Source organism: Saccharothrix sp. ST-888, assembly GCF_000955975.1.
Lineage (GTDB): Bacteria > Actinomycetota > Actinomycetes > Streptomycetales > Streptomycetaceae > Kitasatospora.
Map to the genome: position 1 here is coordinate 1 of NZ_JYJF01000036.1, position 16665 is coordinate 16665.

The 16665-nt window shown below is 70.2% G+C and carries 11 protein-coding genes and 1 pseudogene; 8 read left to right on the forward strand and 4 right to left on the reverse strand.

Annotated elements, in window-relative coordinates; genetic code table 11:
• The first annotated feature begins 13 nt into the window (after positions 1-13).
• Both UK12_RS14195 and UK12_RS14200 read left to right on the forward strand, forming a co-directional pair.
• Entirely contained in the window at positions 14-3469 is a 3456-nt protein-coding gene (locus UK12_RS14195; protein WP_269432014.1) for a condensation domain-containing protein, read from the forward strand.
• Between the two features lie 74 nt (positions 3470-3543).
• Complete coding sequence (locus UK12_RS14200; RefSeq protein WP_045303299.1) at positions 3544-4776, forward strand: LLM class flavin-dependent oxidoreductase; 1233 nt, start codon at positions 3544-3546, stop codon at positions 4774-4776.
• Between the two features lie 130 nt (positions 4777-4906).
• On the opposite strand, the pseudogene UK12_RS14205 reads toward UK12_RS14200, so the two are convergent.
• Together UK12_RS14205 and UK12_RS14210 are read right to left on the reverse strand one after the other, a co-directional pair.
• Positions 4907-6171, reverse strand: a pseudogene (locus UK12_RS14205) (transposase); the annotation flags it as partial.
• A gap of 251 nt (positions 6172-6422) precedes the next feature.
• On the reverse strand, positions 6423-7184 hold the full coding sequence (locus tag UK12_RS14210; protein ID WP_045303300.1) for an SDR family NAD(P)-dependent oxidoreductase: 762 nt from the start codon (positions 7182-7184) through the stop codon (positions 6423-6425).
• 291 nt (positions 7185-7475) lie between these two features.
• On the opposite strand from UK12_RS14210, the gene UK12_RS14215 reads away from it, so the two are divergent.
• Positions 7476-8051: a TetR/AcrR family transcriptional regulator gene (locus UK12_RS14215; protein ID WP_045303301.1), complete on the forward strand. Its 576-nt coding sequence runs from the start codon at positions 7476-7478 to the stop codon at positions 8049-8051.
• Between the two features lie 243 nt (positions 8052-8294).
• On the forward strand, positions 8295-9476 hold the full coding sequence (locus tag UK12_RS14220) for an IS630 family transposase (RefSeq protein WP_231591202.1): 1182 nt from the start codon (positions 8295-8297) through the stop codon (positions 9474-9476).
• 122 nt (positions 9477-9598) lie between these two features.
• Here UK12_RS14220 and UK12_RS14225 read toward each other — a convergent pair whose 3' ends face one another.
• Both UK12_RS14225 and UK12_RS14230 read right to left on the reverse strand, forming a co-directional pair.
• The gene (locus UK12_RS14225; RefSeq protein ID WP_045303302.1) at positions 9599-10522 is read right to left on the reverse strand and encodes a helix-turn-helix domain-containing protein; all 924 of its coding nucleotides are present in this window, start codon (positions 10520-10522) and stop codon (positions 9599-9601) included.
• A gap of 64 nt (positions 10523-10586) precedes the next feature.
• Entirely contained in the window at positions 10587-11831 is a 1245-nt protein-coding gene (locus tag UK12_RS14230; RefSeq protein WP_156178716.1) for a DMT family transporter, read from the reverse strand.
• 764 nt (positions 11832-12595) lie between these two features.
• Here UK12_RS14230 and UK12_RS14235 point away from each other — a divergent pair.
• The 4 genes from UK12_RS14235 to UK12_RS14250 all read left to right on the forward strand — a co-directional run bounded on the left by UK12_RS14235 (position 12596) and on the right by UK12_RS14250 (position 16654).
• The gene (locus UK12_RS14235) at positions 12596-13027 is read left to right on the forward strand and encodes an organic hydroperoxide resistance protein (RefSeq protein WP_045303303.1); all 432 of its coding nucleotides are present in this window, start codon (positions 12596-12598) and stop codon (positions 13025-13027) included.
• 86 nt (positions 13028-13113) lie between these two features.
• Positions 13114-14118: a hypothetical protein gene (locus tag UK12_RS14240; RefSeq protein WP_197084847.1), complete on the forward strand. Its 1005-nt coding sequence runs from the start codon at positions 13114-13116 to the stop codon at positions 14116-14118.
• Between the two features lie 47 nt (positions 14119-14165).
• The gene (locus tag UK12_RS14245) at positions 14166-15068 is read left to right on the forward strand and encodes an MBL fold metallo-hydrolase (RefSeq protein ID WP_045303305.1); all 903 of its coding nucleotides are present in this window, start codon (positions 14166-14168) and stop codon (positions 15066-15068) included.
• The gene (locus UK12_RS14250; RefSeq protein ID WP_045303306.1) at positions 15065-16654 is read left to right on the forward strand and encodes a carboxylesterase/lipase family protein; all 1590 of its coding nucleotides are present in this window, start codon (positions 15065-15067) and stop codon (positions 16652-16654) included. Before UK12_RS14245 ends, UK12_RS14250 begins: the two co-directional genes overlap by 4 nt.
• The last annotated feature ends 11 nt before the right edge of the window (positions 16655-16665 follow it).

Sequence of the window (16665 nt, forward strand, 5' to 3'; positions counted from 1 at the left end):
GACGACCGTGCACGTGACGTACCGCGTGGTGACCGAGGACGACCTCGACAGCGCGGTCAGCCCGGTCGGGCGGCGGATCCCCGACCTGCGCACCTACGTCCTGGACGGGCACGGCGAACCGGTCCCGGTCGGTGCCGTCGGTGAGCTGTACGTGGGCGGCGCCGGCGTGGCCCGCGGCTACCTGAACCGTCCGGAGCTGACCCGCGAGCGCTTCCTGCCCGACCCGTTCAACGACCGTCCGGGCGAGCGCATGTACCGCACCGGCGACCTGGCCCGCCAACTGCCCGACGGCTCGCTGGAGTACCTGGGCCGCAACGACGACCAGGTCAAGATCCGCGGCTTCCGGATCGAACTCGGCGAGATCGAAGCCGTCCTCGCCGAGCACCGGACGGTGGCGCAGGGCGTCGTCCTGCCGCAGGAGTCCGGCGACAGCCGCACCCTCGTCGGGTACGTGTGCCCGAGCCCCGAGTGGCTCGACGAGGTCGCCCAGGAGCAGAACGCCGCCCTGGTCGAGCAGTGGCAGCAGGTCTTCGAGGACGAGTACACCGGGTCCCTGGACGCGGCCCCCGCCGACGACCTCAACCTGGCCGGCTGGGAGAACAGCTACACGGGCGGATCCATCGCCGAGTCCGACATGCGCGAGTGGATCGACGGCACGGTCCGGCTGATCGAGGACCTGCGGCCCAAGCGGCTGCTCGAGATCGGCTGCGGCACCGGGCTGCTGCTGTACCGCTACGCCGGGGCCTGCGACACGGTGCACGCCGTCGACCTGTCCGCCTCCGCGCTCGCCGACGTCCGCAGCGGTGTCGAGCGCCGCGGCTGGTCGCACGTCACGCTGGCCCAGGGGGACGCCCTGTCGGCGGCGGCACTGCCCGAGGGCGGGTTCGACACCATCGTGATCAATTCGGTGGTCCAGTACTTCCCGAACCGGCGCTACCTGGAGGAGGCCGTCGCCGGGCTGCTGCCGCTCCTGAGCGACGGCGGCCGGATCCTGATCGGTGACGTCCGCAACCTGGACCTGCTCTCGGCCCACCTGGGCGCGGTGGAGCGGAGCAGGGCGGGGTCGGGCACCACGGCCGCGGCGCTGGCCGCGCAACTGCACCGCCGCCGGCGGCACGAGAGCGAGCTGCTCCTCAGCCCCGGCTACTTCGCCCGGTTGAACGAGCGGTTCCCCGAGGTGGGGGCCGTCGACCTCATGGTCAAGCGCGGGGTGGGCGACAACGAGATGCTCGCCTACCGCTACGACGTGGTGCTGACCAGGTCGGCCGCCCCTGCTGCCGCGCCGCTCCCCTGGCTGGAGGTCGCCGACCTGGCGGCGCTGCGCGACCTGCTGGACGGGGAGCTCCCCGACCGGTTCGGGGTCACCGGCCTGACCAATCCCCGGGTCAGGGAGGACGTGCGGGTCGCCGAGGGCGTGACGGTCTGGTCGCCCAACCACGAGGTGGCGCCGCTGCCCGGCGAGGCCCGGCTGTCCGCCGCGGACGCCGAGGAGGTGCGGGAGCTCGAAGCGCTGCTGCGCCGTGCCGAGGAACTCGGCTACCGGGTGTCGGCCACCTGGTCACAGAGCCGCCTCGACGGCCTGGACCTGGTCCTCGGCCGGGGCGAGCTGCCCCGGGTGCGGGCCCGGGCCGACTACCGCGCGCCGCAGTCGGCCAACGTGCCGCGGCTCGCCGACCTGGTGCCCGCCACGGCCAAGCTACTCCGGGAGCACCTGTCCGCCCGCCTGCCGGAGTACATGGTGCCCAGCTCCTTCGTGCTCCTCGAAGAACTCCCGCTGACCCCCAACGGAAAGCTCGACAAGCGGGCCCTGCCCGCCGCGGACGAGAACGCCGTGGCCAAGGAGGCGTACGTCGAGCCGCGCACCGAGGCCCAGCGGACGCTCTGCCGGATGCTGGAGAGCACGTTGGGGGTGGACCGGATCGGCATCAAGGACAACTACTTCGCGCTGGGCGGGGACTCCCTGCTGGCGGTCCGGCTCGCCATGCGGCTCCGGGAGGAGACCAGCATGGACATCTCGCTCCAGGCGATCCTCACCAGCTCCTCCATCGAGGAGATGGCCGCGGCGCTGGAGCAGCCGGCCGGCACCCGGGCGGTCGAGCCGCTGCTGCCGGCCGCCGCCGGGCGGACCGGTGCACCGGCCCCGCTCTCGCTCCAGCAGCGGGAGTTGTGGTTCCTGGACCGGCCGGAGCAGTTGGGCTCGGCGTACCGCAACGCCCAGCTGGCCCTGCGGGTCACCGGCCCGCTGGACCGTGGCGCCTACACCCGCAGCGTCCGGGCCCTGGTCGAGCGCCACTCCATCCTGCGCACCGTGTACGTCCACGACGACGACGGCCGGGTCCTCCAGCAGGTGACCGACGGCGCCGACATCGCCGTGAACGTCATGAAGGTCCGGGACCTCGACGCCGTGACCGAGTGGCTCCGGGCCGAGCGCGTGCGTCCGTTCGCGCCGGACGACCGGCCGATGCTGCGCGCGCACCTGCTGGTGCTGTCCGAGAACGAGCACGTCGTCGCCTTCACCCGGCCGTGGGGCGTCTTCGACGGGTGGTCGGTGAACCTCCTGCTGACCGACCTGTTCGAGATGCACCGCGCGTTCGGCAAGGGCGAGGAGCCCCGGCTGACGCCCCTCCAGGTGGACTACGCCGACTTCGCCCGCTGGCAGAGCCGCGCGATGGACGCGGAGGAGCTCGGCGCGCAGGAGGAGTACTGGCGGCAGCAGCTGGCCGGCCTGCCCGCCTGCATGTCGCTGCGCACCGACTACCCGCGCGGACCGGTGAGGTCCTACCAGGGCGCCTCGGTGGACTTCGACGTCCCGCTCGACCTGCTCACCCGGATCCGGGCGCTGAGCAGGCAGGAGGGCGTCACGCTGTACATGGCCCTGCTGTCGGCCTACGCCGTCCTGCTCGGCGGCTACACCTGGGACCGTGAGCTGGCGATCAGCACGCCGGTCGCCAACCGCCCCAGCCCCGAACTGGAACAGGTCGTCGGGATGTTCGTCAGCGAGCTGGTGATGCGGCTGGACGTGACCCGGGAGCAGGCGTTCACCGCCGTGCTGGCCGGGGCCAGGAAGGTCATGGTCGAGGGGCAACAGCACAAGGACCTGCCGCGCGCCGACCTGGTCCGCGCCCTGGTGCCCGAGCCGGACCCGGCTCGTCCGCCACTGGCCCAGGTGATGTTCAACCTGCTCCCGCGGGCGGCGTCCGCGAAGGGCGGTGCGGACGGATCGGCGGACCTCCGGGTGACCCAACTGCGCACCGACCAGGGTCCGGCCATGTACGACCTCACCCTGACGGCCGTCGAGACCGACGCCGGCCTGCACTGCTCCCTGGGGTACAGCACCGACCTGTTCGCCCGGGACACGGTCGAGCGCATGGCGCTGGGCTTCGAGCGCCTGCTCCGGGAGATCGCGGCCGGTCCGGACGCGTCCCTGGAGGCGCTGCGGGCCGGAGCCGGACTGCCCGAAGCACTCTGAACCAGCTGTTGTCCCAACCGGCTCCCGCACAGTCGCTGGTGCGGGAGCCCGTACAACCGATGAAAGGAATCCACTTGCGATTCGGACTCTTCTACGAGCTTCAGCTGCCGCGCCCCTGGCAGCCGGACTCCGAACTGAAGCTGGTTCAGGAGGCGTTGAGTCAGATCGAGCTGGCTGACCGTCTCGGCTTCGACTACGCGTGGGCGGTGGAGCACCACTTCCTGGAGGAGTACAGCCACTGCTCCGCGCCCGAGGTCCTGCTCGGCGCGGCGAGTCAGCGCACCAACCGGATCCGGCTGGGGCACGGGATCGCGGTGATGCCCCCGGGGGTCAACCCGACGGCGCGCGTGGTCGAACGGGTCGGGATGCTCGACCTGCTCTCCAACGGCCGCATGGAGTTCGGCACCGGGGAGTCGAGCACCGTGATGGAGCTCTCCGCCTTCGGCGTGGAGCGCGAGACCAAGCGCGAACAGTGGCTGGAGGCCGTCAACGCCGCGAGCCGGATGTTCGTCGAGGAGCCGTTCGCCGGCATCGACGGCAAGTACCTCAAGATGCCGCCGCGCAACGTCGTGCCGAAGCCGGTGCAGAAGCCCCACCCGCCGATGTGGACGGCCTGCAGCCGGCAGGAGGGCCTGGTGTACGCCGCCCGGAACGGCCTGGGCGCACTGACCCTGTCGTTCGTCCAGCCGGACGAGGCCAAGAAGTGGGTCGGGGACTACTACTCGACGATCGCCTCCGAGGAGTGCGTGCCGGTCGGGTTCTCGGTCAACCCCCAGGTCGCCATGACGGCGTACATGATGTGCCACGAGGACGAGTCGGTGGCGCGTGAGCGCAGTCTCGCCGATCACCAGTTCTTCGCCCGGTCGCTCTCCTACTACTGGGGGGTCGGCTCGCCGGCGCCCGGACAGACGGTGCTGGCGGAGCAGCTGGGCCTCAACCTCTCCAAGAAATCCGTCCTGGGCACGTTCCCGCAGCAGCTGGACGGGGCGTACGCCGCGGTCGGCACCCCCGAGCAGATCCGGCAGGCGCTGCGGGAGTACGAGGCGGCCGGCGTGGACCAGATCCTGCTGATCGCCCAGTCCGGGCGCATCAAGCACGAGCACATCTGCGAGTCGCTGGAACTGTTCGCCCGGGAGGTGATGCCGGAGTTCGCCGAGCGCCACGAGAAGGCCGAAGCGGAGAAGATGGCACGGCTGGCCCCGGCCATCGACGCGGCGCTGGCGCGCCGCCAGCCTGCGCAGAAGGCGGACCCGAGCTACCGCGTTCCGCCCACCATCGCGCCGCCGGGTGCGATCGAGCGTCTGTGACTCCGTGGTCGGCCGGGGCACCGCGGTGTGCGGTACCCCGGCCGACCACCTTCATCGGCGGACCTAACGGTAGAAGTCTCCTGAAGATCTTGTTGCTGGAGGGGCGTCCCGAGGGGGCGCCCCTCCAGCGTCACGCGGGGACGGGTGCGAGTGCCCAGGTGTGGGCAGTGCGAGTGAGTCCGAGGTTGATGAGGCGGCGGAGGTTGAGTGCGGCGGCGCGGTTGTGGAGCCAGGTGTTGTTCTTCAGGACGCCTCGGTAGGGGACGCGGCGGTTGCCTTTGGCGACGAGCCAGGCGATGGCGCGTTCGACGGGTGGCCGCCAGCGGCGGTACTCGTCCTGCCATTCCTGGCTGGTGGCGGCCTGGTCACGGGCGGCTTTGAGGCGGTCGTACTGGGGGGTGGACGTTGAAGGTGCGTCCGGTCTTGGACCTGGTACAGCGCTCGCGTAGGGGGCAGTCGAGGCAGAGTTTCTTGAACTGGGCCTGGCGGTTGCCGTTCGCGAGGGGGGCGGCCGGGGGCTTTGATGTGGCCGGCTGGGCAGGTGACGGTGCCAGCCTGGGTATCGACCTGGAAGTCGTCGGTGGTGAAGCCGCCGGGGACGGCCTGCCGCAGCGGCGGGGGTTTGATCACGAGGGTATGGCCGTCGGCTTCGAGGGCCTCGCGCAGGTCGCCGGTGCCGTAGGCGGTGTCGCCGAGCACGGTCAGGTCCTCGCTCTCGTCGGCGAGGAGGTCCTCGGCGACGGCGGCCTCGTGGTTCTCCTGACCGCCGCCTTGGGTGAGAGCGACCTCGGTGAGCAGGCCGGTTTCCGGCTCGCAGGCGGCGTGGGCGCGGAAGCCCTCCTGGTGACGGGTGCGGTTCTTGTGGATGTGCCGGGCCTCGGTGTCGACGGTGGACACCACCCGGTCGTGGACGGTGCCGCGGTCGATTCGCCAGCGTCCGTCGCGGCCGTCCGAGTCGTCGGCTACCTCCACGTCCTGCCCGGCGACCAGGGCCAGCAGACCGACCGCGTCGGCGGCCTTCTCGTCCAGCTGCCGCTCGGGCAGGCGGCCGAGCAGGTTGAGCGCGTCGGTGACCAGGGCGTCCACCAGCGCGGAGCGCGCCTGCTCGTCGTTCCAGGCGATGCGGGGCTTGCCGGGGTCGGTGTAGTCGTGGGCGGTGCACCACTGGACGGCGACCTGTTCGGCACCGGGCACGCCGTGGATCACCCGCCGGATCGCGGCGACGAGTTGGGTGACGGTGTCCTGGGTGGCGACCGCGTCGTCCAGCACGGTGGAGTCCAGCGCCCGCCGACGTTTGCCCTTCAGCACGCCGGTGGCCGCCACGACCTCCTTGACCTTGGTGAACAGCCGGTTCGGATCACTGGAGCGTTGCAGGCGGCGCCGGAAGTAGGTCAGCAGCCCCTCGAGATCGTTCCGACCCCCAGTCACTGATCGTCTCGAAACTTTGACGCTAAGTGGTCGGCTCCGGAAGTCCTTCGGGGGTTGACCCGGGAGCCGCTGTCGCGTCTGGCAGTCGGTCAGATCCCGGGCATGGCGAGGTAGGGGCTGCAGGCGTAGTCCAGGGCGTCCTCGGGGGTGCCGGCGCATCGCTGCGATGCGCCAGGCGGGGGCCCGGCCGGGTGGGCCGGACCGCTGGGCTGGGTGGCTCACACCTGTGCCATGCCGCCGTCCGCGAAGAGTTCGACGCCGGTGATGAAGCTGGAGGCGTCGCTGGAGAGGAAGACCGCGGCCTTCCCCATCTCGCGCGGGTCGGCGATCCGTCCGGTCGGGTTGCCCTCTCCCATGGTCTTGACGGCGGCGTCGACGTGATCGGCTCCCTGGGCCATCGCCAGTGCGCTGCGCAGGGAGTCGGTGTCGACCGCGCCGGGGCTGAGGATGTTCATTCGGATGCCCGATCCCTTGGTGTCCTGGATCCAGGCCCGGATGAAGTTGCGTACCGCGGCCTTCGAGCCGCCGTACAGGCTCATCCCGCGCGGCGGCTGGATGGATGCCGTGGAGCCGATGATGACGACGGTGCCGCCGGGGGGCAGCAGCGCGAGCGCGGGCTGAACGGTGAAGAGGACGCCCTTGGCATTGACGTTGAAGGTCCGGTCGAATTGCTCCTCGGTGATGGCGCCGAGCGGGGCGTGCGCGCCGATCCCGGCGTTGGCCACGACCGCGTCGAGTCGCCCGTGACGCTCCTTCACCTGTCGGTAGGCGGCCTCCATGTCCGCGAGCTTGGTGACGTCGGCCACGATCCCCGAGCAGTTCGGCCCGATCGCCGCGACCGCCTCGTCGAGCGCCTCCTGGTGCAGGTCGGTAATGACCACGCGGGCGCCGTTGGCAACGAACTCCTGGGCGATGCCCAGGCCGACCCCGGACGCGCCGCCCGTGACGACGGCGACCTTTTCTACGAGCGAGAGACTCATCTTCTTCTCCTCTGAATGAGTGGATTGCCATGTGCTGCGTTCGCAGCGGGAGCCGTGCGGATGTGAAAGCCCAGGGCGTGACGGGGCTGGGGCTGGTGGCCTACCCGTTGTTCCCGGGGCTGGCGGCCGTGGCCGCGCTACGTCGGGAATGTGGGTCGGAGGCACGCATGCGCTCGTGTGCGGCCGATGCGGGCCTGCATGCCCTAGAGTGGAAGTGGAGGCACCTCCAGTTCCCTCACTGTAAGTGGAGGCGTCGCCGGTTAGCAAGCCCGGGACGACAGGAGACCGCGGATGGCCAGAGAGACAGGGCGCCCGCTACGGGCCGACGCGCAGCGCAATCGGGACAAGATCCTCTCGGCCGCAGTGCGCGTCTTCGCCGAAGAGGGACTGGAAGCGCACCTGGAGCGCATCGCCAAGGAGGCCGGCGTCGGCTCCGGCACGCTCTACCGCAACTTCCCCACCCGGGAGGTCCTCATCGAGGCCGCCTACCGCAACGAGCTGATCCGGCTGTGCGACGCGGCCCCCGACCTGCTGGCCGCGCTGGCCCCGCGCGAGGCCCTGCGCGCCTGGACGGGCCGCTTCATCGACTACGCGACCGCCAAGCTCGGCATGGCCGACGCCCTACGCGCCCTCGTCGAATCCGGCGTCAACCCCTACGCCCAGAGCCACGAGATGATGATGGCCGCCCTGACCTCGCTCCTGGCCGCCGGCATCGAAGCCGGCACCATCCGCTCCGACATTGGCGCCACCGATATGTTCGCCGCCCTCACCGGCATCGCCCTCACCTCGGGAAAGCCGGAGCAGCGAGAGCAGGCCGAACGCCTCCTCGACCTCACCCTGGACGGCCTGAGCACCGACCGGCGCTGACAGGCGGCGGGACCCAAGATCTCATTGCTTCCGGGAGAGCCCCACTCGCCGACCCGGTCGAACAGAGCGGAGGAGCAGGACTACATCCTCGGACGCCCGTGGCCGATCCCCGGTGAGGTAGGCAGTTTCTGGGCGAGGGGGCCTTGGCCGACTCCGGCATGTCGGGCATGCGCCCATCCAGCCCGGTCGCCGTGGAGGGGGTCGGCCGACTCCCGCAGTGAAGATCCACTTCTGCTGATCGGCTTGCCTGCCCTGTCCGTTGCCGCCGCCTGCCCGATATCCCTGACCGCCTCGCGAAGGCAGCGCCTGAAGAAGGCGGCCTACGGTCACAAGAGCCCTCACCAGGCCCGGATACGGGCGCAGGTCGTACTCCACGCCGCGCGGGGTCACTCCAATGCCCAGATCGCCCGAGAGACGGGCTTGCACCTGGACACGGTGCGTCGGTGGCGCGGCCGGTTCGCCCATGGCGGGCTGCCGGCCCTGGCCGACTGCAGACGCTCCGGGCGTCCCGCCCGCTTCACCCCGGTGCAGGTCGCCGAGGCCAAAGCGCCGGCCTGCCAACTCCCCGCCGAGACAGGCGTACCGCCGTCGCGCTGGTCCTGCCCGGAGCTGGCCGCCGAGCTGACCGCACGCGGGATCACCGAGACCGTCTCTGCGTCCACGGTGCGCCGCTGGCTACGCGAAGACGCCCTCAAGCCCTGGCAGCACCGGTCCTGGATCTTCATCCGCGACCCCAACTTCCGCGCCAAGGCCCAGCGTGTCCTGGACCTGTACGCCCGCACGTTCGAGGGCGTCCCGCTGGGCGAGGACGAGTACGTCGTCTCCAGCGACGAGAAGACCTCCATCCAGGCCCGCTGCCGCTGCCATCCGACCCTGGCCCCGGGCCAGGCCCGGGCGATGCGCGTCAACCACGAGTACGGCCGCGGCGGCGCGCTGGCCTACCTCGCCGCCTACGACGTCCACCGCGCGAAGGTCTTCGGCCGCTGCGAGCCCAAGACCGGCATCGTCCCCTTCATGAACCTGGTCGAGCAGGTCATGACCACCGAGCCCTACGCCAGCGCCAAACGCGTCCACTGGGTCGTCGACAACGGCTCCTCTTCCCACCGCGGCCAGAAGGCCATCGACCGCTTGGCCAGTGCCTTCCCGAACACGGTCATGGTCCACACCCCCGTCCACGCCTCCTGGACGAACCAGATAGAGATCTTCTTCTCCATCGTCCAGCGCAAGGTCGTCCAACCCAACGACTTCACGGACCTCACCCAGGTCCGGGACCGGCTCCGAGCGTTCGAAGACCGCTACAACGCCACGGCACAGCCGTTCCAGTGGAGGTTCACCACCTCCGATCTGGACGATCTGCTGGCCCGGCTCGACCGACACACACCGGCCGCCCGACAAGAAGAATCCTCCATCGCCCTGGCAGGCTGATCAACCCCCGAAGGACTTCCAAAGCCGACCACTAAGCGGCATTGCCCCTTGACCCCCAGCGGGCGCCCTGATGTTCCTCGCCACGGCGCTGTTGCGGCTGTCGACCCCGGGCCAACCGATAATCAGCGGTCATGCAACTCGGCTCTGGCGAAGGTCCCGGCGGTCTCGGACCCGGGCCCTGCTTGCCGGTCGACCGGGGCGCCGGCCTGGGCAAGAAGGTGCAGTGCGGCCTGTGAGCCTGAACCGGCCTCAGCGGTCGCCACGACGATGCGCTGCCCGCTCTCCTGCGGGATCGTCAGGGTCTGCAGGTTGAGGTGCATCTGACCGACAAGAGGATGGCGCATGCGATAGACCGCGATATCCCAGTTCCTGACCCGGTTCTCGGACCACAGGGTGGCGAATTCCGTACTCTTCATGGCCAGTTCGCCGATCAGCAGGGCCAGCATCGGATCGTCCGGATACTGGCCGGCAGCAAGCCGCAGCTTCCCCACCACCGCCCTGGCCTTCCTCGGCCAGTCCACGAACAGATCCCGGGTATGAGCGTCCAGGAAGACCAGCCGCGCCATGTTCGGGCGCTGGTCCGGCTGATCGGGGATGTGCGAGTCCAGATGTCCGGCGAACAAGGCGTGTCCCGTACGGTTCCAGGCCAGCACGTCGCTGCGGCGCCCCAGTACCACCGCGGGTGCGTCACCGAACGCTCCGAGCAGCTGCCTGGTCGCGTCATCCGCGTGCTCGGGCGCCAGCTTGCGGCGCTTGCTGCCGCGACGCGTGGCGTGAGCCAGATCGTGCAGGTGGGCCTGCTCCACCTCATCCAGACCGAGGGCCCGGGCAAGAGCGTCCAGCACCTCCGGCGAAGCGTTGAGCGACACCCCCTGCTCCAGCCGTGTGTAGTAGGACAGGCCCACCCCCGCCAGCTGAGCCAACTCGTCCCGTCGCAGCCCGGGCACGCGCCGTCGTTCTCCGAAGTCCGGCAGTCCCACATCCGCCGGTTGCAGCAGCGACCGGCGCATCTGCAGGAACTCCCCCAACCGCACTGTCTTGTTCATGCAGCCGAGTATGCATGCCCCCGTGCCGTGCAGCCTGCCCCTGCCAGTGCTACGCAGACTGCATTCACGGCCCCGCCTCGTCGACGGACGGCTTGGCCCCGTAAACGGTGTCGAACGGCGCGGCGCCGTGGTATCCGAGCACCAGGGTCGGGTGATCGTCCAGGAGGTGCCGTGTCAGGCCTCCTCCATCGACCTGTTCGGCGCCGTGCCGGGACGCGAGATGTGGGACCGCGAGGTGTCGGGGTGTCGTAGGCCGAGCCCGGGTGTCGGCCGGTGTGTGGTGTTCCGGCCACACATCGATGAATTCCTCGGTCGCCGGCTGTGGTTGGGGGGCATCCGGATCGGTCCCGGTCGGGCAGGACGACGCTCCTGTACGGTGTCTGCCTCTCCGCACTGTGGCCGCTTCCCCCCGGCCGCTTGTCACCACGACCGTGACGCCGACGATGATCAGCAGGAGTCCGGGTACGGTCGCGAGGTCGATGTCCTGTCCCAGCAGCCACCAGGCGGCGAGTGCGGCCACAGGGGTCTCCAGCAGGAGGACGACACTCAGCGTCGTCACCGAAATCCTGCCGAGGGCGAAGTTCAGCGAGCCCAGCCCCAGAAGTTGAGGAAGGATGAGCAGCCCGAGCAGCGACAGCCGTGTGGACCTGTCGAATTCCGTGAGCGGGGTGTGGGTCAGCAGGCAGATAGCGAGGAGTTCCGACGCGCAGACGAGCGAACTGACCGTCGAATACAGCGGTGTGCTCACATCTGTGCGCGCCGTTTGGCTCAGGGTGGTGTACCCGGCCAGGGTCACGGCCCCCGCGAGGGCGAGCAGATCGCCCAGCAGTGCCGTTCCGCCAGAGCTTATGTCCAGACCGCCGGCCGCGGCTGCTCCCGCTACGGAGACCGCGAGACCGGCCCATGTCCGGCGAGACGTCCGGACGCCCTGCGCCGCGGCGATGAGGGCCTGCCAGACGGGTTGGGTGGCTACGAAAGCTGTGGAAATGGCCACCGAGGTCAGCCTGGTGCTCGTCATGAAGGCCGCGAAGTGGAGGGACAGGGACGTGGCCGCGAGGAAGCCGAAAACCATCGGCCGCCACTGCTCCCGGCGCAGGATGCCGCGTTCGCCGCGGACCACGCGCGCGAGCTCGCCACGGCGTAACACCAGGAGGAACGGTCCGAGTGTGGCGAAGCCCAGGGCACTGCGCCAGAAAGCCATGGCGAGCGGCGCGGCGGAGGCTGCGGCGGTGAGCGGAGCGGTGGCCGAGAAGGAGACAACGGTGACGGCCATCGCCGCGACGGACAGTGGATCGATCCTGGACTTCACGCGGAGACACCGCCGCCCGCGGTGACTCTGGCGGTGGCAAGAGGCGGGGGCGCCGGTTCGTCACGCCGAAGTCCCGGCACTCGCCACCGGTCTCCCCACACCCGCGACCGGACATCTGCCGACTGCGTTCGCAATCGGCATGGCTGCGAGAGCTCCCCCGGCTTCAGGCTTCTGTTCATGCGTCAGAGTCTTGATGTTCCGCCGCCGTCCAGCCTGCCCCTGCCGGGGTCAGCCAACCGTGGGCGTTGCCCCCGCGGCGACGGGCGGGTGGGGATCCTCGCCGCTGGGTGACCTTGTGCTGCTCTGCGGGCAGTCCTGCGTTTCAAAGAACACTTGGGGGCTTTCAAAGAACAGGGGAGCGGCAATCGCAAGCTACCGGCCGCGGTGCCGCCCGCACGAACCGCCTGCTGGTCGCGGGCTCCGGGATGCCAGCGCTCGGTGCCCGGCCGACCCTCTGGATCCACAAGCCCCTTTCCCAGACCTACCCCTGGCAGGGGCAGGCTGTGCGGCACCCGGATACACATACTTCGATGCATGGACAAGAGGCCGCAACTGGGGCCGGCGTGCTCCGGCACGTGGTCACCGAGACCCGGCCACGAGGCGGACCAGGCATGACGCGATGCCGGCCGCATCCGCATCCGCCGGCATCAGCACCAGCACGAACTGACCAACCGTTCCAGCGGGAGCTGGTCGACATCGCACTTGCGCAAGTGCGCCCATCAGGCGTGCCCTCATTCGGCGCGTCTTCATCGAAGGAACTGGACATGAACGACGCCATCTACACCACCATCGCCACCTCCCGGGGCGGCCGCGACGGCAAGGTCGCCACCGAGGACGGCCGTCTGACGGCGTCTCTGTCCATGCCCAAGGAACTGGGTGGCGACAACGGCCCCGGTACCAATCCGGAGCAGCTGTTCGCCGCCGGCTACGCGGCCTGCTTCCACAGCGGCCTGCGACTGGTCGCGGGGGCGAAGAAGCTGGACGTCAGGGAATCGGCGATCTCGGTGACCGTCTCCATGGTCGGATCGCTCGCCGAGGGCAAGCTGGGCCTGACGGCCCGGATCGAGGCCCAGCTGCCCGGCGTGGACCCCGAGGCCGCACGGGAACTGCTCGAGGCAACCCACCAGGTGTGCCCGTACTCGAACGCTACGCGGGGCAACGTCCCGGTCGAACTGGTGCTGATCGAAGAGAACTGACGCGCACTCGATCAGACGCCAAGACGGACATTCGACATCAGCCCGCAGTGAGCTCGGGTCGCTTACCGGCATCGCGGAATCGAGCGATGCCGGTAAGCGACCACGCGCCCGAAATCCGTGGAGAAACCATGAAAAGGCTACTGGCCGCAGTGAGCATCCTCGCCCTGGCCGCCGGGATCGGAACATTCGGCTCGGTGCCGATGGCGGCCGCTGCCGTGCCCGGTGGCGCGGCCCACTTCGCCGCGCACTTCGATTTCAGCAAGGGCCAGACGCCGGAGAACGTCGCTCAGGAGCCGGACGGCGACCTCGATGTGACCTTCTCGGTGGCGCGGCAGGTCGCCAGGGTCGGTACCGATGGTGCGACGCGCATCCTGGCCACCATGCCGCTGCCTGCTGACGGCGGGGTCAACACGCCGGTCCTGCACTTCGCGGCCACCATGGGCATCGTCCGAGATCAGGACGGAACCCTGTACTTCCTGTATGCGGCCGGCACTGCGGACCTGACCGGAGTGTGGCGAATGCGTCCGCACGGGAATCCGGAACGGATCGCAGCCCTGCCCGCCAACGGCCTGCCCAACGGAATGGCGCTGGACCCGCGAAGCAGTGTGCTCTACATCGCCGACAGCGTGCTCGGCACGATCTGGACCGTTCCCACCGCCGGCGGAACGGCGACCGCCTGGACGACCGCGCCCGAACTCGCGTTCTCCAGCATCGCGGGCGCGAACGGCCTGAAGATCCACAACCATGCGGTCTGGGTGTCCGACACGGACCAGGGCACCATCGTGCGCATCCCGTTCCGGTCGGGTAACCGCCCAGGGCCCGTTCAGATCCGGGCGCGCGGGCTGACCACCGTGGACGACTTCGCTTTCACCGGTGCCGGCGACGAGATCCTGGCTGCTCTCAACCACACCAACACGGTCGTGCGCATCGGTCCTGACGGTGCCCGGACGACCGTCCTGTCTGCTGCCGACGGTCTGGAGAATCCCACCTCGGTTCAGGTACACGGCGGCACCGTGTACGTGTTGAACGCCGCCTACGTCACGACCAAGGAGCCGAACATCCTGGCCGCTTGTCTGCGCCGCCTCCACTGACGAGCTGACCGCTCTCACACCCAGTTCCAGAGAGGGACAGCATGAGCATGACTTCCTTCGCTCTCGGCCGTGTCCAGGTGACGCGTGTGGTGGAGTTCGAGGCCCCTACCCGTCCGCCGTCCGCCATGTTCGCGGACCTCGACCCACGGGTGTGGGACGACAACCGCTCCTGGCTCTCTCCGGACTTCTGGGACCCGGACGCGGGACTGCTGATCACCCGGACACAGACCTTCGTGCTGCGCAGCGAAGGCGTGACGATCCTGGTGGACACCGGGGTCGGCAACGACAAGCCCCGCCCGCTCCTGCCCCTGTTCGATCACCGCAGCACCGACTTCCTGGACCGGCTGGCGGCAGCCGGCGTGGTGCCGGAAGACGTCGACATGGTAGTCAACACCCACCTGCACGCCGACCACGTCGGGTGGAACACCCGTTTGGTGGACGGGCATTGGGTGCCGACGTTCCCCAACGCCAGATACCTGATGCCACGCGCCGACTACGACTTCTGGCAGCCTGGTAACCCGCATCCTGCACGGATGCGGGCAGCCAACGAGAACGTCCTCGCGGACAGCGTGGAGCCGGTGGTACGAGCGGGCCAGGCCGTGTTGTGGGAGGGCTGCCATGACATCGACGGCGGTCTGCGGCTGGAGCACGCGCCCGGACACACCCCCGGGTCCTCGGTGCTGACCTTGCGGTCGGGCACCGACCGTGCGGTCTTCGTCGGCGACATCCTGCACAACCCGGTGCAGATCATCGAGCCGGAGGCCAACAGCTGCTTCTGCGAGGACCCGGCCGCGGCGCGGGCCACTCGCCGGCGCATCCTCGATCGGGCGGCCGAGCAGGGCGCGCTGGTCTTCCCCGCCCACCTGCGTGGCCGATCAGCCGTGCGGGTGCGCCGCGCCGGTTCGTCCTACCGCATCCAGTCGTGGGCACCGTTCGGGGAGCAGGCGTGAGTGCCGCTCCGGTGGTCCGCACGAAGGCCGGCCGCGTGCGCGGCGCAGTGCGCGCAGGCAGCCGGACCTTCGCCGCCATCCCCTACGCCGCGCCCGTCACCGGTCCCGCCCGGTTCGCGGGCCCGACCCCGGCACCGCGCTGGGACGGGGTGCGGGACGCGACCGTACCCGGCAGGGCCGCACCCTCCCCGCGCCGTCCCGACTTCGGCGGCATGGACCTGTCGGCGGTGCTGGGACCGGGCTGGGGCCCGCCGTCCCCGCTGCCGGAGCCGGGATCCGTCCCGGACGCCGGCTACCTGACGGTGACCGTCACCGGCCCCGATGACCCCGGCGGCGGGCTTCCGGTCCTCGTCTTCATCCACGGCGGGGGCCTGCTCTCGGGAACGGGACAGGCAGCGCTCTATGACGGGTCGTCCTTCGCCCGCCACGGCGTCATCGTCGTCACCCTCAACTACCGCCTGGGGATCGCGGGCTGGCTCGACGTCCCCGGCGCACCGGCCAACCGGGGACTGCTCGACGTCATCGCGGCACTCGGCTGGGTGGCCGAGAACGCCGGCGCTTTCGGCGGCGACCCCGGCAAGGTGACCGTCGCGGGCCACTCCGCCGGAGCGATGATCGTTGCCGCGCTGCTCGCCAGCCGGGACGCCGGGACGCTGTTCACCCGGGCGATCAGCCAGAGCGGCAGCGGTACGACCGCCATCACCGCCGAACAGGCCGCAGTGACCACCCGGGCCGTGGCCGAGGTCCTGAACCTGCGCCCGACGCCTGGGGAACTCGGCGCGATCGACGACCGCACCCTGACGGACGCACTCGGGAGGATCGGCCCGGTCGCAGTCCTGCCGGGCGGGCCCCGCGACGTCTCGCTCGGCAACAGCCCGTTCAGGTGCGTCATAGACGGTCAGATACTGGAGGACCAGCCCGCCATAGCGGTACGCGACGGTCGCGGCGCCGACGTCGATCTGCTGATCGGCACCAACCGGGAGGAAGCGAACCTCTACACCGTGCCGTCCGGCGCGGACGTCACCATGACCGAAGCCCAACTCCTGGCCCTGACAGTACGGCGCTTCACCGACCCCCGGGAGCGGCTTGCCGCCTACCGAGCGAACGAACCAACCTGCAGCCCAGGCCGGTTGGCCGGCCGACTCATCACCGACGCGTTCACGCACGGCAGCCGACTCCTCACCGACGCCCACGCCCACGCCCACGCCCACGCCCACCACCAACGTGCCCGCACCTTCGCCTACGAGTTCGCCTGGCGCTCGGCCGCGTTCACCGGCAGGCTCGGCGCCTGCCACTGCGTGGAACTGCCGTTCGTCTTCCACCGCACCGACATCCCCAGCCTCTACGGCGACACCGCACTGCTCGGCCCCGGCCGCCCACCCGGCGGCCTTGCCGATCGGGTACACGGCGCCTGGCTCAACTTCATACGCCACGGCGACCCAGGCTGGACCCCGTACGATACGAGCACCCGCACCGCCGCCCTCATCGACGAGCAGTGGAGCACGGTCAGCCTCCCCGCCCTCGATGAGGACATCGGGACCGCCTCTGGACGGCATCGAGCAGCCGACGACCTCCGGAGCGGGTAGCCGGTTTCTGG

Coding starts and splice junctions, on each gene's coding strand:
- UK12_RS14225 (WP_045303302.1), bottom strand. CDS start 10,522: ATGAACAAGACAGTGCGGTTGGGGGAGTTCCTGCAGATGCGCCGGTCG.
- UK12_RS14210 (WP_045303300.1), bottom strand. CDS start 7,184: ATGAGTCTCTCGCTCGTAGAAAAGGTCGCCGTCGTCACGGGCGGCGCG.
- UK12_RS14245 (WP_045303305.1), top strand. CDS start 14,166: ATGACTTCCTTCGCTCTCGGCCGTGTCCAGGTGACGCGTGTGGTGGAG.
- UK12_RS14235 (WP_045303303.1), top strand. CDS start 12,596: ATGAACGACGCCATCTACACCACCATCGCCACCTCCCGGGGCGGCCGC.
- UK12_RS14240 (WP_197084847.1), top strand. CDS start 13,114: ATGCCGGTAAGCGACCACGCGCCCGAAATCCGTGGAGAAACCATGAAA.
- UK12_RS14215 (WP_045303301.1), top strand. CDS start 7,476: ATGGCCAGAGAGACAGGGCGCCCGCTACGGGCCGACGCGCAGCGCAAT.